The 21,311-nt window shown below is 66.1% G+C and carries 19 protein-coding genes; 16 read left to right on the plus strand and 3 right to left on the minus strand.

Annotated features, from left to right (window positions below; all coding sequences use genetic code 11):
* Positions 1-171 precede the first annotated feature (171 nt).
* Positions 172-1,125, plus strand: a complete 954-nt coding sequence (locus ACWETB_RS08875) for an L-lactate dehydrogenase (RefSeq protein ID WP_348804939.1) — start codon at positions 172-174, stop codon at positions 1,123-1,125.
* 109 nt (positions 1,126-1,234) lie between these two features.
* On the plus strand, positions 1,235-2,068 hold the full coding sequence (locus ACWETB_RS08880; protein WP_452210643.1) for a DUF2786 domain-containing protein: 834 nt from the start codon (positions 1,235-1,237) through the stop codon (positions 2,066-2,068).
* A 42-nt stretch (positions 2,069-2,110) separates the two neighbouring features.
* Here the strand turns inward: ACWETB_RS08880 and ACWETB_RS08885 are convergent, their stop codons facing one another.
* Together ACWETB_RS08885 and ACWETB_RS08890 are read right to left on the minus strand one after the other, a co-directional pair.
* Positions 2,111-2,551 (minus strand): hypothetical protein, encoded by a 441-nt coding sequence (locus tag ACWETB_RS08885; protein WP_452210645.1) that lies wholly within the window; start codon positions 2,549-2,551, stop codon positions 2,111-2,113.
* The gene (locus ACWETB_RS08890) at positions 2,548-3,579 is read right to left on the minus strand and encodes a hypothetical protein (RefSeq protein WP_452210647.1); all 1,032 of its coding nucleotides are present in this window, start codon (positions 3,577-3,579) and stop codon (positions 2,548-2,550) included. The genes ACWETB_RS08885 and ACWETB_RS08890 overlap by 4 nt, the downstream gene beginning before the upstream one ends.
* Before the next feature lie 122 nt (positions 3,580-3,701).
* On the opposite strand from ACWETB_RS08890, the gene ACWETB_RS08895 reads away from it, so the two are divergent.
* Together ACWETB_RS08895 and ACWETB_RS08900 are read left to right on the plus strand one after the other, a co-directional pair.
* Positions 3,702-4,208, plus strand: coding sequence for a TIGR04338 family metallohydrolase (locus ACWETB_RS08895; RefSeq protein WP_452210649.1), 507 nt, complete (start codon positions 3,702-3,704; stop codon positions 4,206-4,208).
* Positions 4,209-4,257: 49 nt separating this feature from the next.
* The gene (locus ACWETB_RS08900; protein ID WP_452210651.1) at positions 4,258-5,001 is read left to right on the plus strand and encodes a tyrosine-protein phosphatase; all 744 of its coding nucleotides are present in this window, start codon (positions 4,258-4,260) and stop codon (positions 4,999-5,001) included.
* 102 nt (positions 5,002-5,103) lie between these two features.
* On the opposite strand, the gene ACWETB_RS08905 is transcribed toward ACWETB_RS08900, so the two are convergent.
* On the minus strand, positions 5,104-7,119 hold the full coding sequence (locus ACWETB_RS08905; protein ID WP_452210653.1) for a CocE/NonD family hydrolase: 2,016 nt from the start codon (positions 7,117-7,119) through the stop codon (positions 5,104-5,106).
* Between the two features lie 698 nt (positions 7,120-7,817).
* Between ACWETB_RS08905 and rplJ the strand changes: the two genes are divergently transcribed.
* From rplJ to ACWETB_RS08965, 12 genes are all read left to right on the plus strand, one after another.
* Positions 7,818-8,345 carry a 50S ribosomal protein L10 gene (rplJ, locus tag ACWETB_RS08910; RefSeq protein ID WP_449741424.1) on the plus strand — a complete coding sequence of 176 codons (528 nt, stop codon included), beginning with the start codon at positions 7,818-7,820 and terminating at the stop codon, positions 8,343-8,345.
* Positions 8,346-8,452: 107 nt separating this feature from the next.
* Positions 8,453-8,845 carry a 50S ribosomal protein L7/L12 gene (gene rplL, locus ACWETB_RS08915; protein ID WP_348804931.1) on the plus strand — a complete coding sequence of 131 codons (393 nt, stop codon included), beginning with the start codon at positions 8,453-8,455 and terminating at the stop codon, positions 8,843-8,845.
* A gap of 420 nt (positions 8,846-9,265) precedes the next feature.
* Positions 9,266-10,657, plus strand: a complete 1,392-nt coding sequence (locus ACWETB_RS08920; RefSeq protein ID WP_449741423.1) for a glycosyltransferase 87 family protein — start codon at positions 9,266-9,268, stop codon at positions 10,655-10,657.
* A gap of 188 nt (positions 10,658-10,845) precedes the next feature.
* A complete protein-coding gene (locus ACWETB_RS08925) occupies positions 10,846-12,132 on the plus strand; it encodes an ABC transporter ATP-binding protein (RefSeq protein WP_449741422.1) in 1,287 nt (428 codons plus the stop codon).
* A gap of 6 nt (positions 12,133-12,138) precedes the next feature.
* The gene (locus ACWETB_RS08930) at positions 12,139-12,945 is read left to right on the plus strand and encodes an MlaE family ABC transporter permease (RefSeq protein WP_348804928.1); all 807 of its coding nucleotides are present in this window, start codon (positions 12,139-12,141) and stop codon (positions 12,943-12,945) included.
* 2 nt (positions 12,946-12,947) lie between these two features.
* Positions 12,948-13,823 carry an MlaE family ABC transporter permease gene (locus ACWETB_RS08935; protein ID WP_348804927.1) on the plus strand — a complete coding sequence of 292 codons (876 nt, stop codon included), beginning with the start codon at positions 12,948-12,950 and terminating at the stop codon, positions 13,821-13,823.
* 5 nt (positions 13,824-13,828) lie between these two features.
* The gene (locus tag ACWETB_RS08940) at positions 13,829-15,160 is read left to right on the plus strand and encodes an MCE family protein (protein WP_452210657.1); all 1,332 of its coding nucleotides are present in this window, start codon (positions 13,829-13,831) and stop codon (positions 15,158-15,160) included.
* On the plus strand, positions 15,157-16,236 hold the full coding sequence (locus ACWETB_RS08945) for an MCE family protein (RefSeq protein WP_449741419.1): 1,080 nt from the start codon (positions 15,157-15,159) through the stop codon (positions 16,234-16,236). Before ACWETB_RS08940 ends, ACWETB_RS08945 begins: the two co-directional genes overlap by 4 nt.
* Before the next feature lie 6 nt (positions 16,237-16,242).
* The gene (locus ACWETB_RS08950) at positions 16,243-17,346 is read left to right on the plus strand and encodes an MCE family protein (RefSeq protein WP_452210659.1); all 1,104 of its coding nucleotides are present in this window, start codon (positions 16,243-16,245) and stop codon (positions 17,344-17,346) included.
* Positions 17,346-18,674: an MCE family protein gene (locus ACWETB_RS08955; RefSeq protein ID WP_452210821.1), complete on the plus strand. Its 1,329-nt coding sequence runs from the start codon at positions 17,346-17,348 to the stop codon at positions 18,672-18,674. Before ACWETB_RS08950 ends, ACWETB_RS08955 begins: the two co-directional genes overlap by 1 nt.
* Positions 18,675-18,732: 58 nt before the next feature.
* Positions 18,733-19,977 (plus strand): MCE family protein, encoded by a 1,245-nt coding sequence (locus ACWETB_RS08960; protein ID WP_452210823.1) that lies wholly within the window; start codon positions 18,733-18,735, stop codon positions 19,975-19,977.
* Positions 19,974-21,257, plus strand: a complete 1,284-nt coding sequence (locus tag ACWETB_RS08965; RefSeq protein WP_452210661.1) for an MCE family protein — start codon at positions 19,974-19,976, stop codon at positions 21,255-21,257. The genes ACWETB_RS08960 and ACWETB_RS08965 overlap by 4 nt, the downstream gene beginning before the upstream one ends.
* Positions 21,258-21,311: the final 54 nt, after the last annotated feature.

Raw genomic sequence — 21,311 nt, forward strand, 5'->3', positions numbered from 1 at the left:
AGGAACTGTCCGGACGGTCAGGTCGGCGTCGTCAGCCCTTGCGACCTTCCGGAGATCGGGAACTCCCCGTCGTCAGCGTGAAACTTGGGTGACAACAACCGCCGATGTCCGGCGTCGGCGTGACCGATGGGATAGGACTGGAGCAGGGGCCGAGCGAGCGTGGAGGAAGTCATGGACACACGAGGGACGAAGCTGGCGATCATCGGGGCCGGTGCCGTGGGAACCGCCGTGGCGTACGCGTCGCTGATCCGGGGCGTCGCGCGCACGATCGCGCTGATGGACATCAACGAACCGAAGGTGACCGCCGAGGTCCTCGACATGTCGCACGGACTGGAGTTCGTGCCGCGCACCGACATCATCGGCGGCGCCGACATCTCGGTGTGCGCCGACGCCGACGTGGTGGTGTTCACCGCCGGCGCCAAGCAGAAGCCCGGACAGTCGCGACTCGAACTCGCCGAGGCGACAATCGGACTCACCCAGAAGATCATGCCGGGCCTGATCGAGGTGGCCCCCAATGCGATCTACATCATGGTGACCAATCCCGTCGACATCGTCACCTATGCGGCGCTGAAATACAGTGGGCTGCCGCGTAATCAGCTGTTCGGGTCGGGTACCGTGCTCGACTCGTCGCGGCTGCGTTTTCTCATCGCCCAGCATGCCGGGGTGGCGGTGCAGAATGTGCACGCCTACATCGCCGGTGAGCACGGCGACTCCGAGATCCCGCTGTGGAGTTCGGCGTCCATCGGTGGTGTGCCGCTGACCGATTGGCAGCCGCTGCCCGGCTACGACGCGATGGACGAGAAGGTGCGCGCAGAGATCCACCATGAGGTGGTGCACGCCGCGTACAAGATCATCGAGGGCAAGGGCGCCACCAACTATGCCATCGGTCTGGCGGCCACCCGCATCGTCGAGGCGGTCCTCAAGGACGAGCACCGCGTGCTGCCGGTGTCGACGGTGGCCTCGGGGTTCGAGGGACTCGAGGATGTGTGTCTGTCGCTGCCCACGATCGTCGACCGGGCCGGGGCCCAGATGCGGCTGGAGATCGCCATGTCCGAGAGCGAGCGCGAGGGGCTGATGAAATCGGCGGAGACGCTGCGGGCGATGCAGGCGAAGTTCGGGTTGTAGGCGCTGCAGGCCCGACGGTTCGTCTCTGGGGTTGTGGACAACGCCGTCGGGTTGTGGATGACGTCGCCTCGGCGTGGTACCCGGCGCCCGCCGAAATAGTCTGGTCGGTATGCGCGATGACAAGTTGCTCACCCGGATCGCCGGACTGCTGCGCCAGGCGGAGAACACCGACAACCCGCACGAGGCGGAGACCTTCATGGCCGCCGCCCAACGGCTGGCCACCGCGGCCTCGATCGACCTGGCGGTGGCGCGGGCCCACGATCCGGCCGCCCGGGCGAAGGCCACCCCGGTGTCGCGGCAGATCGCCATCGGGGAGCCGGGCAAACGGGGGCTGAAGACCTACGTGCAACTGTTCGTGGCCATCGCGCGCGCCAACGATGTGACCGTCGACGTCGCGGGGAACTCGACGTTCGTGCTGGCCTACGGCTATGCCGCCGACATCGACATGTGCGAGGCGCTCTACACCTCGCTGCTGGTGCAGATGGTGGCGGCCAGCGACGCCTACCTGCGGTCGGGCGAGTATCGCGACGAGGAGTCAGCGCGGATCGTCCGACGGGGAAGCGGATGGCGGGCGCGGCGGGTGGTGGAGCGAAAACCGTTGGCGCCCATCACCGCCCGGCTGAACTTCCAGTCGGCGTTCGCCGAACGGATCGGTAAGCGACTGGCCGCGGCGCGCGACGAGCAGCGTTCCGAAGCGATCGCCGGGGACGCCCCGGAGGTGGCGGGTTCGGCGTCGTCGACGGCGGTGGTGTTGCGTAACAAGGAGATCGAGGTGACCGACTTCTACCGGTCGGAGTCCACCGCACGCGGCACCTGGCGGCCGACGAGTGCGTCGGCGGGCTATTCGGCGGGGGCGCGGCAGGCCGGTGACCGGGCGGGTCGTCGGGCCAAGATCGGCGCCGACCCCCAATTCGGTGCTCCGCGTGGGCAACTCGGTTCGTGACGCGCCGTGGCCCGATTCGGGGCGTGTCGAGTCGGGGACCGGTCAGTTCAGGGCGTGCTCGATGGCGTCCTGGTAGCGGGTCTGCTGCTCGTCGCTCACCGACGCGGGAAAGGTGACGACCACATTGAGGAGTTGGAAGGCGTCGGTGTGCTCACCCGCGTAGAGCTCGGCGCGGCCGGTGCTCTCGAACTGCATCAGGGTGAACTGATCGGTGATCAGGATGCCGCCGCAACCGGCGTCGGAGCAGTCCTGCGCCGAACCGGTGTGACGTCCGGTGACCGGGAGCCCGGCGGCTGCGACGTCGTCGGCGAGGGTGTCGAGGGTGCCCGGCGCCGGGGCGTTGCTCACCGAGGTGGAGTACGACGTGGCGTCGTCAACGGGGTTCTCCGTCATCGCGCAGGCCGTCGGGATCGCGGCGAGGGCGACGAGGACCGCGGCCGTCGCGGCGCGCCTCATTCTGGTCGGATACGTGGTGGGCGTCATCGTCGGCCCCCGTCTCCTTCTCGTGGTGCGTCGTCGGCTCCGCCTGTGATACCGGATCGTGGCGGGGAACCGTCGCCCGCATCGGTGGACGTCGCGGGACGGACCCCGAACGCGATGCTAGCCGCAGAGGGAAAGGGGGTCGGTCGGCCGGTGAAGCGGGAGAGGTGACGGCCCAGGAAACCGTCGTCGGTGACGATGGTGTTCACGACGGTGGCCGAGGCCACCAGGATGCAGGTGTAGAAGAACAACCAACTGATGGTTACGAACACCACACCGAGCGTCCCGTAGTGCCGGGTGGTCTCCGGCATCGTGCGGGGCAGCACGATACGGCTGCCGATGAGATAGATGGTGATGAAGATCGAGGTGAGGACACCGTTGACCGCCAACAGGCGCATCGGCACCTGCGTCGAGACGAGCAGACGGGGGATGATCGTCCACAGCACCGACCAGATGATGACGGCGCCGATGATCTCGAGGATCAGGCCGGTCACCCCGAAGCCGTACCAGGTGCGTCCGACCAGGCTGAACTCGTGTACCGGTGTGATGAGGCCCTGCACGACGACGGCGGCGGGGATGAGGAACAGCACCACCACCCAGCGCCACCAGCTGCGCCAGTTGAGTTTCTCGACCTGCCAGGCGGCCAGGTACATGCGGCCCAGTGCGCGCGAGAGGGAGGTGGCGCCGGCGATCACCATGAGCGCGCCGAACCAGCCGAATGCGCCGAGCCGCTGCGAGGTGTCCACCGGCGGGAGTCCGAGATTCTGCGCGTTCATCCCGAAGCCTTCGAAGGCCTTGTCCAGGAAGCGGCGGCCGATCGGCACCGTCGTCATCAGGATCGCGAACGGCAGTACCGAGGTGAAGGCCTGGGCGGCGAGAGTCATCGCGCGGTCGGTGAGTCCGCTGGTCGCGATGTCGCCGATCATCCGCAGGATCAGTCGGGCGCCGGGCACCTGCAGTCCCCGCTCGTACAGGGCGAGCCCGCGTTGCCGCATGCGTTCGAGCAATGGCAGCGACGGGACGGGGTCCATCGGTGATGATTCCTTTCGCGGGTGTGGCTGTGCAGATCGTAGTGGTCGAGGGCGTCGACGAGGTGTGGCGCGTCGGCGTGGCGCCGATAGCATCGGGCAGGTGAGCGCAGGGAGCCGATTCGATGAGCCCGCGTGATGTGGGGCGCTCTCGGTTGTATGAGGCCGAGGCGTTGGTGCAGCGCATGTTCGATCGGGCCGCGCAGGCCTCGGGCGGGTCGTCGCGGACCGTGCAGATCGCCGGCACCGAACTGACGTTGCCCAGCGAGGCGCTGTTCTCCTCCGCCGAAGCGGTCGGTGATTACGTCGATCGGGTGCTGGCGATGCCTGCGGTGCGGGAGCGATTCCCGCGAGCAGGCATTCCGGTCACCGTGCGCGCCCGCCGCGGACATCGGTCCGCGGAGTACCGCTCCGCGCTTGCCGAGATCGCGATACCGGAGAGTCGTGAAGGGCGTTGGGCGCTCAGGGAATTGGTGGTGCTGCATGAGCTCGCCCATCACCTCGACGACGGTGACGGACCGGCACACGGCCGTGGATTCGTGCTGACGCTGACCGAATTGGTCGGTACCGTTCTCGGGCCGGAAGCGGGATTCGTCTACCGGGTGATCCTGTCGGATTCCGGAGTGGGGTGAGCTGCGGTCTCTGGTGGGATATCCCGAGTGGCCCGCTACCGTGGGCGGCATGGGACTTCCGATCTCCGGTGACGATCTCGTGCTGTCCGGTTCGTTCAATGTGCGCGACGTCGGGGGTTTGCCGACGGCCGACGGCCGGTCGGTCCGGCCCGGGATGCTGCTGCGGTCGGCGCACCTCGGGGACCTCGACGACGACGGTCGGGCGGCGTTGACCGACCTCGGTGTCGACGAGGTGATCGACCTGCGCGCGCCGGCCGAATGCGACGCGGAGGGCTATGACGCGCTGCCCGGGCATGTGCGGGGGCGGTTGTTGCCGTTCGCGGTGGACCGGTCGAGTTTCTCCGCGCGTGGCATGTCCGCCGACGCGGTGCGCGGCCACATGTCCGACATCTACCGTACTTATCCGGGTCTTTCCGGGGCGTCGGCGGCGATCCTCGCCATCGTCGAGTCGATCGCCGACGGACGATCGGTGTTGGTGCACTGCGCGGCCGGCAAGGACCGCACCGGCTGGGCGGTGGCGTCGGTGCTGCGGGCCGCCGGTGTGCCGGAGACGGCGGTTCACGCCGACTATCTCCGCAGCAATGACGCGGTGGATCACCTGCGGCAGATGGTGATTCGCCGACATCCAGATGCCGAATCGATTCCGGTGGACTACCTCGGAGTGCACGTCGACTACCTGCGGTCGGCGGATGCGGCTATGGCCGCGACACACGGTGACACGGCGGGATACCTTGCGGCGTGCGGGATCGGACCGGATCTGATGACACGCTTTGCGGAGCGGTTCGTGGGGTAGGTGGTCGGGTCCAGACCTGTGGGTTGGGTTGTGGTGCGCGCTGTCAACGGAATTCAGGGCGGGAATTCAGGGCGCTGCAACGGGATTGCGCCCCTCGACGGGTTACCAGGTGCCGCCGGAGCAGAAGGTGAGGTAGCTGGGTTTGTCGGGGTCGAGGACGAGGCGTTGCTGCCGGCCGCGGGCCTTGATCAGGTCGGGCACCACCGTCAGATACCGAGGGAAGCTGGCCGCGTAGACGTCGACGCGCAGGCGGTGCCCGGGCTGCAGGACGGCGTCGGTGGGCACGAGATCGACGTCGATGCGGACCGGCTCGTCGGCGGGGACGGGCAGCTTGCGCTTGCGGGAGAGGAAGTGGTGGGCGCCGAGCAGGCTGCCGTCGGAGGCGTAGGTGGACTTCGAGCGGTCCAGCGCGCGATTCGACGACGACAGTGCACCGTTGGTGAGGACCGTCGAAGTGCCATCGGGCGCAACATCATTGACGGTGACCGCCCAGATCGCCTCATGGGCGTTGGTGGCGACGTTGAGGCGCAGGTTCATCGCACCGCTGACCTGAGTGGCCTCGGTGACCGGTGCACTGGTGAACGACAGGCCGCCGCGTTCCTGGAAGCGGGCGTCGAGGGTGAAGCGGTCACCGAACACCATCGACGCGCCTGCGGTCACCTGGGTCATGTCGCGTGAGACCAGTCCACGCAGGTCCGGTTGTACGTGCAGCGACGAAACGCCGTGTGCGGGAGTTGAACTCAACGATCCGTCGTGGACGGCGTGGGAGGCGGTGTCGGTTGACTCCTCGGTGAGGAAAAGCTTCACCGGTCGCACCCCGGTGCGCGGGAAAGCGGTTCCGGCGGTCCAGGATCCGCCTTGCTGCAGCATGGTGACAGGGCCGTAGAACTCGATGCCGTTGCGGTGGCCCTTGAGCCACCGGTCGAACCACGCGCGTTCGAGGACGTCGAGCCGTGGTGGGGCCGACGCGCCGCCCTGGCCGGTGCCGACGTCGAAGTGGTAGCCGTCGCCGACCAGCATCTGCTTGCGCCCGGGTTCCAGCGTCATACGCTCGTAGATGCCGGTGGCGCTGCGTCCGAACAGGTCGTGCCAGCCGCCGACGGTGAATGTCGGGGCGTCGATGCGGTCGACCTGGGGGTCTCGTTCGTCGAAGTAGGGGTCGTCGAAGATGCGGTCGTCGCGGGCGGTGAGGAATCCCCAGAGCAGAGAGGGGATTTCGGTTGCCGGCGAGGCGATGCGATCGCGCAGCAACTTCAGCGAATCGCCACGGAGGACGTCACGCAGGGTGGTCGACGGATTGGGTACCCACTTGAGGATGTTGACCACCGACAACCACAGCGGGATGAACGCCGACGGCATGCCACCGGTGATGTAGATGTCGCGGACGATGTCGTCGCAGCCCTCGACGGCGAAGACGGCGCCGAGTTCGGCGGGACGTTTGTCGGCGGCCTGTAGCGAGTTGATCGCCGAATACGACCAGCCGGCCAATCCGACTTTGCCGTTGCACCAGTCCTGTTCGGCGGCCCAGGAGATGACCTCGACGGAGTCCTGCTGTTCGCGTTGGCCGAGGATCTGCCACTTGCCCTCGCTGGCGCCGGTGCCGCGGACGTCGACGATCACCTGCACGTATCCGCTCTGTACCAGGGAGCGGTTGATGCCGAAGACGTCGAGGATGCCGCCGGCGAGGGTGCCGGTGAGCCGGGTCAGTCCGGCCAGGGCGGTGCCGGTGGCGTCGATGGACGCCGACGCCGACCGCAGCGCCTTGCCCAGTGCCGGGGCGTGGGTGGTGGTGTCGATGAGGTCGACCGCCGCCCGGTTGTACGGGTTGATGTTGACGACGGCCGGATAGGGGGTCAGGACGGTCTGGCCGAAGCGGTTGGCGGGGCGAACGACGGTGGCGCGCAGGCGGGTGCCGTCGCTCATGGTGATCGCGACGTCGCGGTCGATGACCACGCGCGGGTAGGTCTGCTCGCCGTCGACGGCCTCGCGCCAGCGGATCCCGTCGGCGCCGCCGGTGGGATCGCCGAGGGGCAGTGTGCCGAAGTGTGGGGCACCGACCGGCGTCGCGCGCTGCGGCGTCGCACGGGGAATCGAACTGGTGTCCAGCTGGTACGTCATGGCGCTTCACCCTGCCTGGGATGCCCGACGGCGTGGACGCCGCCTCGCACACCCCCTCGTGTCCGCGGAAGCGAGTGAAACTGGTTTTACACTTTGTGTCGCACATCACTTCCGACCGCCGACGATAGTGCATGGCAGGTATCGGATAGGCAACCAGGTCGGACGCATTTGTGTCACGGAGGTAAAAGGCCAGGTCACAGCTTGGCGTTTGGGGGCAAAACCGTCCAGTTGGACAGGTGGGCTGGTCGGATGGATGACGGCTCGGGCGGCCTGGTGCCCGGTCCCGCGCACTCATTCACTTCCCGCGCACTCATCTCGCAACGCGGGAAGTGAATGGTTGCGCGGGAAGGTTCGCGCCGGAACTCCGGTGGGAGCCTGCGCCCACGGATTTGGTTGTCGACCCCTGCTCCGGTACCGTTATTCCTCGGTGTGACGCGCAATGCCGCGTCGTATCGGTTCAACCAGAGACCGTTGGTCATCGGGAGTGATCCCGATCGAAGGACGACGAAAGTCGGCGGCCCACGCAGGGAGAACGAGGAACAACCGAAGATCACGCCCCTGTGGCGAGCTTCTGAGTGTGACGCCCCGTGCCTTTCTGTGTGCCGGGGCGTTTGTCGTCTCTCGGGTCATCCCGACCTCGGTCCTCTGCCTTGAACCCTGACCAAACTCAACTCGAGTGATGAGGAAGGAGGCGAAGTATGGCCAAGTCCGACAAGGTTTCTGCAGTTGCAGAGATCGCCGAGCAGTTCGAGGGCGCCACGGCTGCAGTCGTCACGGAGTACCGTGGCCTGTCCGTCAGCCAGATCACCGCACTGCGTCGTTCCCTCGGTGAGGGTGCAACCTACTCCGTCGCCAAGAACACCCTGGTGAAGCGTGCCGCCGAGAAGGCGGGCGTGGAAGGGCTCGACGAGCTGTTCACCGGTCCGACCGCGATCGCCTTCATCGAAGGCGAGCCGGTGGTGGCCGCGAAGGCGATCAAGACGTTCGCCAAGGACAACAAGGCTCTCGTCATCAAGGGCGGGTTCATGGACGGCCGTGCGCTGTCCGTGGCCGAGATCGAACAGATCGCCGACCTTGAGACCCGTGAGGTCCTGTTGGCCAAGCTCGCCGGTGCCATGAAGGGCAACTTGGCAAAGGCTGCCGGCCTGTTCAACCAGCCGGCATCGCAGGTGGCGCGCCTCGCCGCGGCCCTGCAGGAGAAGCAGCAGCAAGAAGCCGGCGAGTAATACCCCACTCGCCACTGCAAGAACCATTCCCGCTCCGCGGGAGACACACCCCATCCCGGTCGGGATGACTTACCCCCGAACCGGGGACAGACAGGAAGGACGCCACCATGGCGAAGCTCACCGCTGACGAGCTCATCGATCAGTTCAAGGAACTGACCCTGCTGGAGCTCAGCGATTTCGTGAAGAAGTTCGAAGAGGTCTTCGAGGTCACCGCGGCTGCTCCGGTCGCCGTTGCGGCTGCCGGTGCTCCGGCTGCCGGCGGTGCCGCCGAGGCTGCTGCCGAGCAGGACGAGTTCGACGTCGTCCTCGAGGCTGCCGGCGACAAGAAGATCCAGGTCATCAAGGTCGTGCGCGAGGTTGTCTCGGGCCTGGGCCTGAAGGAAGCCAAGGACCTCGTCGAGGGTGCTCCGAAGGCGATCCTGGAGAAGGTCGACAAGGACGCCGCCGAGGCTGCCAAGGCCAAGCTCGAAGAGGCCGGCGCCAAGGTCTCCGTCAAGTGATTCCCGGCGCTTCGGCGCCTGTGGGTCACCGCGCTTACGCGCGTGCCTGACACATACCCGCGAAACCCGGGACAGCGAGTCTGTCCCGGGTTTCGTGCTGTCTGAGGACGCCGTCGGCGTCGAACTGAGCGCCGTCGGTGAGTAGGCGGGCGCCGTCAACGACGAACAGGGCGCCGTCAACGACGGGGTGAGCGCCGTCGGTGAGTAGGCGGGCGCCGTCAACGACGAACAGGGCGCCGTCAACGACGACCAGGGCGCCGTCAACGACGAACAGGGCGCTGTCAACGACGGGGTGAGCGCTGTCAACGACGAACAGGGCGCTGTCAACGTCGTGGCGGGCGCTGTCAACGACAACGGCCTGACGCGGCCGAGGGAACCGGCGAACCGGCGTCGCACCCTCGCCGACTAGTATTTCCGCGCGTGACTGCAGTGCTGCCCCGTCGGGCGTTCACGGCCATCAACATCATCGGGGCCGTCGTCCTGTTCCTCGGGGTGTGCCGGGTGTTCGGACAGCCGTGGCTGGTGCATCTGGGACCCACCAAGTTCTGGGGACCGCCGGTCGATCTGCAGATCTATCGGTACGGCGGCCAGTTCCTCTTCCACGGGCAGCACCTGTACGACGGGCCGATGCCGCAGGCCAACGATTCCATCCTGCCGTTCACCTATCCGCCGTTCGCGGCGCTGGCCTTCGTGCCGATGAGTTGGCTGCCGGTGCGGGTGCTGTCGGTGATCTTCCTCGTCATCGGGTGCCTGTTGACGTTCTGGCTGATCCGGGTGCTGCTGCGCCGCGTCGGGTGCGGTGACCTCCCGATCGGCTGGACGCTGCTGCTGACGGGTATCGCCTACGAGCTCGAGCCGGTTCGGATCACGCTGGATCTGGGACAGATCAACCTGATCCTGGCCGGCCTCGTCATCGCCGACACCCTGTGGGATCGGCGACCCGCCTGGGCCGAGCCCTACCGCGGACTCCTCGTCGGCATCGCCGCGGCGATCAAGATGACCCCCGCGGTCGTCATCATCTACTTCATCGCGCGTCGGCAGTGGCGGGCCGCGATCAACGTCGGGGTGGGATTCGTCGTCGCGACCGGCATCGCGTGGGCGATCGTCCCGTCGGATTCGCTGAAGTACTGGACGTCGACGGTGTTCGACCCGGACCGCATCGGCGGGCTGGCCTTCGTCTACAACCAGGGCATCGCCGGCGTGCTGGCCCGGATGGGGATGTCGGACAGCCAACGTTCGCACTGGTGGCTGCCGCTGTGTGCGATCGCGGGGCTCTACTGTCTGGTGCTCGCGTGGCATCTGGCCAAGCGCCGCGAGTACGAACTGTGTTTCCTGGCCGCCTGGGCGGTGGCGTTGCTGGCCACCCCGGCCGCCTGGATTCACCACTGGGTGCTGACCAGCGTGTACATCCTGGTGTTCCTCGTCGTCGGCGTACGGGCCTTGCGAGCGCTGCGGGAGCCGCAGAACGACGAGCCGCTACCCGATGCCCCGCCGACCATTGCCGGGGTCTCGTCGAAAACCGTCGCGTGGGTGTTCATCACGCTCGGCGTGCTGGGTCTGGTGGCGCAACTGCCCGGCCCGTCGTTGTTCCTGCCGAGCGCACAGCTCAACGAACTGCGCTGGGGATGGTGGGAGAACATCTACGGCAACTCGTCGTTGATCTGGCTGCTCCTCGTTCTGGTGATCTCCTGGTGGCTGCCGTTCGCCCGGGTCCGGGAGATCTGGGAGGGATCGGGCACGAGAGAGGCGCGGCTCACGTCGCCGCCACAGATGGAACCGGGCCCACTTTCCGGATCCGATTCGATCCGCTAATGTCATCGCCCGAGGGATAAGTTACCGAGAGGTAGATTCCCTCACGTTCCGCGCTGGAGAGGGTTCGACAACAGTGTGGTGGGTCGTGAACTGTCAGTCCGTTAGAGTGACCCCAACCACAAATGTCGCCGGCGAGTGTCACTTCGCACGAAGTGTCACTGGGGGCAGTGATCGTCTGGAGGAATGCAGTGGGTGTTGAGGTCAGTGTCGAGGGACTCACTAAGTCGTTCGGTTCTCAGAACATTTGGCGTGATGTGACGTTGACCTTGCCGGAAGGCGAGGTCAGTGCGTTGCTGGGGCCGTCGGGTACCGGTAAGTCGGTGTTTCTGAAGACGTTGATCGGTCTGCTGCATCCCGAGCAGGGGTCGGTGATCATCGACGGCACCGACATCACCCAGTGTTCGGCCAAAGAGCTGTATGAGATCCGCAAGCTGTTCGGTGTGCTGTTCCAGGACGGTGCGCTGTTCGGTTCGATGAGCCTGTTCGACAACATCGCGTTCCCGCTTCGTGAGCACACGAAGAAGAAGGAGAACGAGGTCCGCGACATCGTGATGGAGAAGATCGACCTGGTCGGTCTGGCCGGTGCCGAGGACAAGCTGCCCGGTGAGATCTCTGGTGGTATGCGCAAGCGTGCCGGCCTGGCCCGCGCGCTGGTGCTGGACCCGCAGATCATCCTGTGCGACGAGCCGGACTCGGGTCTGGACCCGGTGCGTACCGCCTACATCTCGCAGTTGCTGATCGACATCAACTCCCAGATCGACGCGACGATCCTGATCGTGACGCACAACATCAACATCGCCCGCACCATCCCGGACAACATCGGCATGCTCTTCCGTAAGGAGCTGGTGATGTTCGGTCCGCGTGAGCAGTTGCTCACCTCGGACCAGCCGGTGGTCAAGCAGTTCCTTTCCGGTGACCGCTTCGGTCCGATCGGCATGTCCGAGGAGAAGGACGAGGCGGTCCAGAAGCAGGAAGAGGCCATGCAGGCGGCCGGTATCGGCGGCGGCGGTACCAAGGACGACTTCTCCGAGATCATCCCGCAGGTGCAGCCCAATCCCGGTATGCCCGAACGCAAGGCGGTGGCCCGTCATCGTGAGCGGGTGCTCGAACTGCTGCCGTCGCTGCCGGAGAACGCCCAACGCGCGATCCGCGAATCGATGGCCAAGGAGGACGATGTCCGCGCCGCCAACGACGCCCACGCCCGCGAACAGGGACAGGGACAGGGCGCCGCGCAGGGTTCCGGCGGCGAATGGACGCCCGCGGCCGGCGGTGTCGCCGTCGCCGACGCCCCGACCGACGTTTATCAGCGCGAGGAACAGAACTTCGCACAGCAATACCCCGGTGACGAGACCGACACCTACGACTTCGGCGGCAACGACGCTCCCACCCAGCAGTGGGACGTGCCGCCAGCGGAGCAGGCGACCCAACAGGTCGACACCACCAAGACGCCGAAACACGGCGGCGGGCGGAGTTAACAGAGAATGGCCAATGCCACCACGCGTGGCGCGGACAAGATCGCCGCAGCCGGAACGAGTGCTCTGGCCCAGACGGGCAACATCGTTCAGCTGTTCGTGGATGTCGCGCGCCAGACCTTCGTCCGGCCCTTCCAGTTCCGGGAATTCATCCAGCAGGCCTGGTTCATCGCCAGCGTGACGATCCTGCCGACGGCGCTCATCGCGATCCCGTTCGGCGCGATCGTGTCGCTGCAGACCGGGTCGTTGATCAAGCAGCTCGGCGCCGAGTCGTACACCGGCGCCGCCAGCGTGCTCGTGGTGATCCAGCAGGGATCGCCGCTGGTGACCTCACTGCTGGTGGCCGGTGCGGCCGGGTCGGCGGTTGCCGCCGACCTGGGCTCGCGAACCATCCGTGAGGAGATCGACGCGATGGAGGTGCTGGGCATCAACCCGATCCAGCGCCTGGTGGTGCCGCGGGTGCTGGCCATGGTGCTGGTGGCGATCCTGCTCAACGGTCTGGTCGCGGTCGTCGGCATCGGCGGTGGCTACTTCTTCAACGTCGTCGTCCAGGGTGGTACGCCCGGCGCCTACCTCGCTTCGTTCGGTGCGTTGGCGCAGCTCGCCGACCTGTGGATCTCGACGGTCAAGGCCGCGATCTTCGGTGTCATCGCCGGTGTCATCGCCGCCTACAAGGGACTCAACCCGAAGGGTGGTCCGAAGGGCGTCGGTGACGCGGTCAACCAGAGCGTCGTCATCACGTTCCTGCTGCTGTTCCTCGCCAACCTGATCATCACGGCGGTCTACCTGCAGATCGTCCCGCCGAAGGGGAGCTAGCAGTGGCCAACAGCGGCGTGACCATCGCCAAGAGCCGCCCGGAGTACTATCTCTACGAGGCCAAGAAGATCGCGGGTAAACCGCTGAAGATCCTCGACGGCGCCGGCGACCAGATGTCCTTCTACGGCCGCACCCTGGTGTGGATCCCGCGAACGCTGGTGCATTACACCCGTGAGGTGCTGCGGCTGCTGGCCGAGGTGGCCTTCGGCTCCGGTGGACTCGCCGTCATCGGCGGCACCGTCGGCGTGATGGTGCTGATGTCGGGGTTCACCGGCGTCGTCGTCGGCCTGCAGGGCTATGCGGCCCTCGACCAGATCGGGTCGCAGGCACTCACCGGATTCCTCTCGGCGTACGTCAACACCCGCGAGGTGGCGCCGCTGGTGGCGGCCCTGGCGTTGTCGGCGACGGTCGGCTGCGGTTTCACCGCGCAGCTCGGCGCCATGCGCATCTCCGAGGAGATCGACGCGCTGGAATCGATGGCGGTGCCGTCGATCCCGTTCCTGGTGTCGAGCCGGGTGATCGCCGGGTTCATCGCCGTCATCCCGCTCTATGTGCTGGGCCTGCTGTCGGCGTATCTGGCCTCCCGCGTCATCACGACGGTGTTCAACGGGCAGTCCGGTGGCTCCTATGACCACTACTTCAATCTGTTCCTACCGCCCGCGGACGTGCTGTGGTCCTTCGGTAAGGTCCTGATCTTCGCGTTCGTGATCATCCTGGTGCACTGCTACTACGGCTACTACGCCAGCGGTGGCCCCGCCGGTGTGGGTGTGGCCGTCGGACACGCCGTGCGTGCCGCACTGGTGTTGATCGCGGTGCTCGACTTCTTCCTCGGTCTGGCGATCTGGGGAACCACGACGACCGTCAGAGTGGGGGGTTAGCCGAGATGGCGACGCTGCGCCGCCGTCTTCTCGGCATCGCATTCCTGGTCGTGGTCGCACTGTTCTTCACGGTGACGATCATGAAGTTCAACAAGACGTTCACCGACTTCACCACGGTGACCCTCAAGACCGACGCGGTCGGCAACGCACTGCCGGCCAACGCCGACGTCAAGGCACGTGGCGTGGTCGTCGGCGAGGTGCGTTCGGTCGACCCCGCTGCCGACGGCAGCGTCAACGTGGAGCTGGGCCTGAACCCGGACATGGCCGATCAGATCCCGGCCACCACCACCGCGCGCATCCTGCCCAAGACGCTGTTCGGTGAGCGGTATGTGGACCTGCAGGTGCCGACGACGACCGGCGGTCCGACGCTGACCAACGGCGACACGATCGAGACCGACTCCTCCGGCAACGCCAAGGAACTGCAGGATCTGTTCGACAAACTGTTGCCGGTGCTCGACGCGATCCCGCCGCAGGACCTCAACGTCACCCTGACCTCGCTGTCGCAGGCGCTCGCGGGGCGTGGCGAGAAGCTCGGCGCCACCGTCGAAGACCTCAACACCGTGTTCGCCGGGATCAACCGGAATCTCCCGGCGCTGGAGGGCACGATCCAGGGACTCGCATCCTTCTCGCAGACCTACTCCGAGGCGTTACCCGACGTCATCGACGCGCTCGACAGTTTCCGGACCACGTCGAACACCATCGTCGAACGCCAGGGTGACCTGCGTACGTTGATCGCCACCCTCGGCGTCGCCGCCACCGACACCACCGGCTGGCTGCAGCGCAACGGCAACAACGTGGTGGACCTCTTCGTCGACTCGGAGCAGTTGCTGACCGGCCTGGCCAAGCAGTCACCGACGTTCGTCTGCACATTCCACAACTTCGCGACGCTGGTCCCGGAGTCCCGCAAGATCGTCGGTGCCGACACCGACAATCCGGGTGTGCGTGTGAACCTGCAGTTCGTGAATCCGCGTGGCCGATATCTGCCCAACCAGGACGAGCCGCGGTTCTTCGACACCGATCCGCCCGCGGTCTGCTACGAACCGGCGACCAATGGCCGTCCGTTCCCGCAGTACCCCGGCGGCGGACTGGCCGACGGCTCCTACCAGCCGCCGTCCCGGAATGCGGGTCCCCGTAACGTGCCGACGCTGCCGCAACCGCAGTTCACCACCACCCCGGTGGGCGTCATCCATCAGTCGGCCTTCGACGACCCGGATTTCCGTACCCAGCTCAAGCTCATCTACGGCAGCGCCACCGGCACCCGTCCGGCGGACGTGCCGACCTGGGTCGCTATGCTCGGTGGCTCGGCGCTGGCCGGTGCGGAGGTGCACATCCAGTGAAGTCTCTCGTGGGACCGCTGATCAAACTGATCACCTTCGCGGTCGTCACCGTCGTCGCCACCAGCCTGCTGGCGCTGACCATCGCCAATGCCGGCGGTGACGGCGACAGCAAGTACAACGCCGTCTTCACCGACGCCGCCCTGCTCAACAAGGGCGACGACGTGCGCATCGCCGGTGTGCGCGTCGGCCAGGTCACCGATGTGGCGGTGTACGACCAGAACAAGGCCATGGTCAAGTTCAACGTCAACCGCTCGTTGCCGGCCGGAACCCAGCTCTACATCCGGTACCGCAACCTCACCGGTCTGCGGTATCTGGCGCTCGAGCGCGGAGCCGGCGACGCCGATGACACGGTGTCGCCCGGATTCACCTTCGGTACCGACCCGCAGGTCCGCGACACGCATCCGGCGGTGAACCTCACCGAACTGTTCAACGGGTTCAAGCCGTTGTTCCGGCAGCTCTCGGCGGAGGACGTGAACACCCTGTCCGACGAGATCATCAAGATCTTCCAGGGCGAGAGCGGCAACATCTCCAGCCTCATCTCGTCCACCTCGTCGCTGACCAATTCGCTGGCCGACCGCGACAAGGTGATCGGTGATCTGATCGTCAACCTCACCAAGGTGCTCGACACGGTGAACAAGAACGACGAGAACTTCACCTCGCTGCTCGACAACACCGAGCAGCTGGTGACAGGCCTTGCGGCGCAACGTGGTTCGGTGGGATCGGCCATCGCGTCGGTGTCCAACCTGACGACGGTGACCGCGTCGATCCTGTCGCAGTCGCGACCGGCCATCCAGGGTGACATCGCCGGACTGAAATCGCTGGCCGATCAGATCAACGCCCGCAGCGACGACGTCAACCAGTTGCTCACCAACCTGCCGGTGAAGCTGCAGAAGATCGGGCGCGCGGCCACCTTCGGATCGTGGTTCCAGTTCTATCTGTGCGGCATCGACGTGGTGGCCGGCAACGGCAAGTCGACCCTGCTCACGCAGCCGGTGGTACCGCTGCCCGACATCAACCATGTGCTCTACACCAGCGCGGCGACCCGTTGCTGGAAAGACGGACAGCCCGGGGGGTGATGAGAGATGACCGAGCATGACAACACCGCGGCAGACGGCTCCCAGGGGGCCGAGTCCGCGCCGGCACCGAAGCAGAACACGCATCCGCATCGTCGATTCGGGGGTCATCGCAGCCCCGTGTCGATCGGCGGGATCGGTATCGCGATCCTGCTCATGGTGGCGATCTCGGCGTTCTATCTGACGTCGTTGCCGCTGGTCGGTCAGGCCGCCATCTACACGGCAAAGTTCACCGAGGCCGCCGGGCTCAAATCCGGCAACGAGGTGCGGGTGGCCGGCGTGAAGGTCGGCGAGGTCACCGACGTGGCCCTCGACGGCAACCGCGTCGACGTCCGCTTCCGCGTGTCCAACACCTGGATCGGCAACCAGACGCAGGCGTCCATCCAGATCAAGACGGTGCTCGGGCAGAAGTACCTCGCGCTCAACCCGCGCGGCAGCGAGCTCGCCGATCCGGGTGTGCCGTTGACCGACACGGTCAGCCCGTATGACGTCATCGAGGCGTTCTCCGATGCGACCACCCAGATCGAGGATCTCGACACCGATCAGTTGGCGACGTCGATGTCGACGCTGTCGGAGGCCTTCTCCGGCACCGCCGGCGACATGGGGCCGGCACTCGACGGCATCTCGCGGCTGTCCAACACCATCGCCAGCCGCGATCAGCAGGTGCAGAAGTTGCTCGCCGCGACCAAGGACACCTCCAAGATCCTCGCCGACCGCAACGAGACCTTCGTCAGGCTCATCGCCGGCGCCGGTCAGTTGCTCGACGAACTGAACAACCGGCAGAAGAACATCTCCGCGCTGCTGGCCAGTACGACGAGTCTGTCGACGGCACTGACCGGCATCGTGCGTGACAACGAGCAGCAGATCGGCCCGGCACTCGATGCGCTCAAGGGCGTCAACGAACTGCTGACCAAGCAGAACGCGAACCTGCGGGCGGCGATCACCAACATGGCGCCGTTCTACCGGCTCTACGCCAACGTGCTCGGCAACGGCCGCTGGTTCGAGTCGGTGGTCACCAACCTGCTGCCGCCGGCATTGCCGCAGCAGAACACGACGCGACTGCCCAACAAGCAGGTGCTGCAGAACAACGGTGGAACGGAGGCAACCGGATGATGTCGGCCGCTCCCGATCTCACCACCACGGCCGGACCCGGTCGCTGGTTCACCCCACGTCACATCGTCTACATCATCTTCGGCGTGATCATCGCGATGATCGTCGCCGGAGTGCTGTGGTGGCTGTTCTCGGCCATCGGCACCACCAAGGTCACCGCGACCTTCGCGCGGTCGGTCGGCATCTACGAGGGTTCCGATGTCCGGGTCCTCGGCGTGGCCGTCGGCAAGGTCGACTCCGTCGAACCGGACGGCGACAACGTGAAGGTGACGATGACTGTCGACCGCGGCGTCGACCTGCCCGCCGACGTGAAGGCCGTGCAGATCATCCCGTCGGTGGTCGCCGACCGGTATGTGCAGCTCACCCCCGCCTACTCGGGCGGCCCGAAGGCCGGCAACGACATCACGCTCTCGCGGGATCAGACGATGGTCCCCGTCGAGATCGACCAGGTGTATGCCAGCGTCCAGAAGCTGTCGGAGGCACTCGGCCCGGACGGCGCGAACTCCGACGGCGCGGTCACCGAGGTGATCCGCACCGGCGCGGCGAACCTCGACGGCAACGGCGACAAGCTCGGCTCTGCCATCGAGAACCTGTCCAAGGCGAGCACCACGCTGTCGGATTCCAGCGGCGACCTGTTCGACACGATCACGAATCTGAACACCTTCGTCGGGGCGTTGCGGGAGAACGACGCGCAGGTGCGTCAGTTCAACTCTCAGATGGCCGACTTCAACAGCTTCCTGGCCGGCGAACGTCAACAACTCGCGACCGCCCTGAACAAGCTGTCCTACGCCCTCGGTGACGTGGCGACGTTCGTGCAGGACAACCGGGAGCAGATCGGTCAGACGCTGAAGGATCTGCAGCCGACCACACAGGCCCTGCTCGATACGAAGACTTCGCTGAAGGAGGTGCTGACGGTGCTGCCGCTGACGATCAACAACCTGATCAACGCCTACGACGCCGAGTCCGGCACGCTCGCCATGCGATTGACGATCCCGGATCTGCAGAATCTGCTCGCCCCGCAGTGCAAGTTCCTCGACCTGGGGCAGCTGTTGCCGGGTAACCCGGCGGCGACGCAGTTCAGTGACACTCTTGCCCCGTTGATCAACCAGTGCGTCAACATCGCCGACCAGATCAACGACAACGTGCTCACCCCGATCCTGCCGGTGCTGCCGTTCGGGATCATGAGCAATGGCAAGCTGCAGCAGTACCCGGTGCCGGGCACGGTTCCCGGTACGCCCGATCGCAATCTCAATCCGGGGCCGGCCTCGACCTCGACAGCCCCGACGCCTGCGACCTCGACCGCTCCGAGCACCCGGAACGGGGGGAACTGAGATGGCGAGTGTGCAATCGATTCGGAAACCCCTGCGATTCAGGGGTATCCGTGCCCGGATGGTGTGGACGTTCACCGCGCTCACCATGGTGGTGCTGGTGGCCGGATGTGGCAGCAACGGGATCCAGTCGATCCCGCTGCCCGGCGGCGTCGACGTGGGTGACAATCCGCGCACCTACACGATTCAGTTCAGCGACATCCTGGATCTGGTGCCGCAGTCGGCGGTGAAACAGAACGGCATCGCCGTCGGCCGCGTCACGAGCATCGAGGTGCCCGACAATCAGTGGTATGCGCTGGTCACCGTCAAGGTGAAGAACGAGGTCGACCTGTCCGATGAGGCGCGGGCCGCGGTGCAGCAGACCTCGCTGCTCGGTGAGAAGTTCGTGTCGCTCGAGGATCCGGCGCAGGACACCTCGGCGCCGCGTCAGGGTTCGGATCAGCCGATCCCGCTGGACCGCACCCGCACCGCCACCGACATCGAGCAGGTGCTCGGCGCGCTGTCGATGCTGCTCAACGGTGGCGGCCTCAATCAGCTGCAACCGATCGTCACCGAACTGAACAAGGCGTTCGAGGGCCGGACCAATCAGTGGAGGGGTCTGCTGGACAACGCGTCGACGCTGATCGCCTCCCTGAACCGGCAACGCGACGACATCATCACCGCGATCGACGGACTCGACAAGTTGTCGTCACGGGCCGCGGCGCAGACCGACCAGATCGACCGGATCCTCAAGGAACTCCCGGCCGGTGTGGCGGTGCTCGAGGAGCAGCGTCCGCAGTTCGTGGATCTGCTCACCAAGCTCGACAAGCTCGGCGAGGTCGGCACCGATGTGCTCGGCCGCGCGCGTGAGGAGATCGTCACCGACCTCAAGGCGTTACGTCCGGTGCTGACCGAATTGTCCAAGGCCGCACCGGATCTGATCACCGCGGCACCGCTGATGCTGACGCATCCGTTCCCGGATTCGTTGCTGCCCGCGGTGCACGGCGATTCGACCAACCTGTTCATGACGCTGGATCTGCGCACGCTCAACCAACTCGAGGCGCTCGGCGTCGGCCAGGGCAACCCGGTCTACTCGCCGCCGAAGCGTCACCAGGTGCCGGTCAACAGCGCCAACCCGTACTACAACGGCAACGGTCCGCGGTATGGGTGGCCGACGATCACGTTGCTGCCCCCGTCGAGCAATTCCCGGCCCGGGCCGAACACACCGCCGTCGGGTGGCACCTATCCGGCCACCTACGCCCCGGTGCCGGCCCAGGGGCAGGGCATTCTCGACAAGACACTGGCGTCGATGGGGGTGAGTTCATGATCAGCAGACTTGTAAAGATTCAGTTGATCGCCTTCACCGTCGTCGGCATCCTCGCGATCGTCTATGTCGGTGCCAAGTACGCACGCCTGGACAAGCTCGTCGGCGTGGGCACCTACACGGTGACCGCCGAGATGAAGCAGTCCGGTGGCATCTTCACCAACGCCGAGGTCACCTACATGGGTATCCCGGCCGGTCGGGTCGGTGCGATGACACTGACGCAGACCGGCGTGAACGTCACCCTCGAGATGGATTCCGACGGCCCGGACATCCCGGCGTCGGCGGTTGCGGTGGTGGCCGAACGGTCGGCGATCGGTGAGCAGTTCATCGATCTGCAGCCGTCCGGTTCGGCGTCGGGTCCGTACCTGCAGGACGGGTCGACGATCGAGCCGGACAAGGTGTCGATCCCGGCGCCGCTGGAAGATGTGGTGGCCTCGGCGGTCAACTTCACCGACTCGATTCCGGTGGACGATCTGCACACCGTCATCGTCGAACTCGGCAAGGCGTTCAACGGGCAGAGCGACAACCTGACGCGGTTGGTCGACTCGTTGAACACCCTGGCCAAGGCGGGTGCGGACAATCTCAGTGACACCATCTCGCTGATCCAGAGTTCCGATGTGGTGCTGTCCACCCAGGCGGCGCAGTCCGACGAGATCCTGACGTGGTCACGCAACCTGAACCTGGTCACCGCGACGCTGGCGTCGGCGGATCCGGATGTCCGCCGGCTGCTCACCAATGGCATCGCGTCGGCGACGCAGCTCTCGGAGTTGATCCAGCGCAACGGCAACGATCTGGGCAAGGTTGTCGGGGATCTGGCCGGGGTGGCCCGCGAGATCCAGCCGGCCACCTTCATGACGTCGGGGACCTTCGCGATGCTCTCGGCATTGTCGGCGGGCAGCCACACCCCGGCACCGGGTGATGGTCAGATCCACTTCGGCGTCGTGCTGGAGACCAACAACCCGCCGGCGTGCACCAAGGGTTATGAGAGCACGAACGAGATGATCAAGAAGATCAAGGAGAAGGACCCCACCTTCGACATCCGCTACGACGACTTCCCGTTCAACACGAACGCGTCGTGTGACGTGCCGTTCGGCAATCCGACCGGTGTGCGCAGCGCGCAGCGCGTCGAGTACGCGAATCCGGACACCGTCCAGCCGTGGGACTCCACGCCGAAGAAGGATCCGGACAAGCTGAACCTCAATCCGCTGGCCACCCAGCTCGCCTATCTGTTGGGTGTGCGTCCGGTGAAGCCGGGTGGATTCGGCTACGGCGTGGGCGGGTGACGCGGCGGCAGGGGAGCGGTTGGCGTGATTGGCAACCTCTCAGGTCCGATCGTT

The organism is Gordonia sp. NPDC003950, assembly GCF_053605205.1.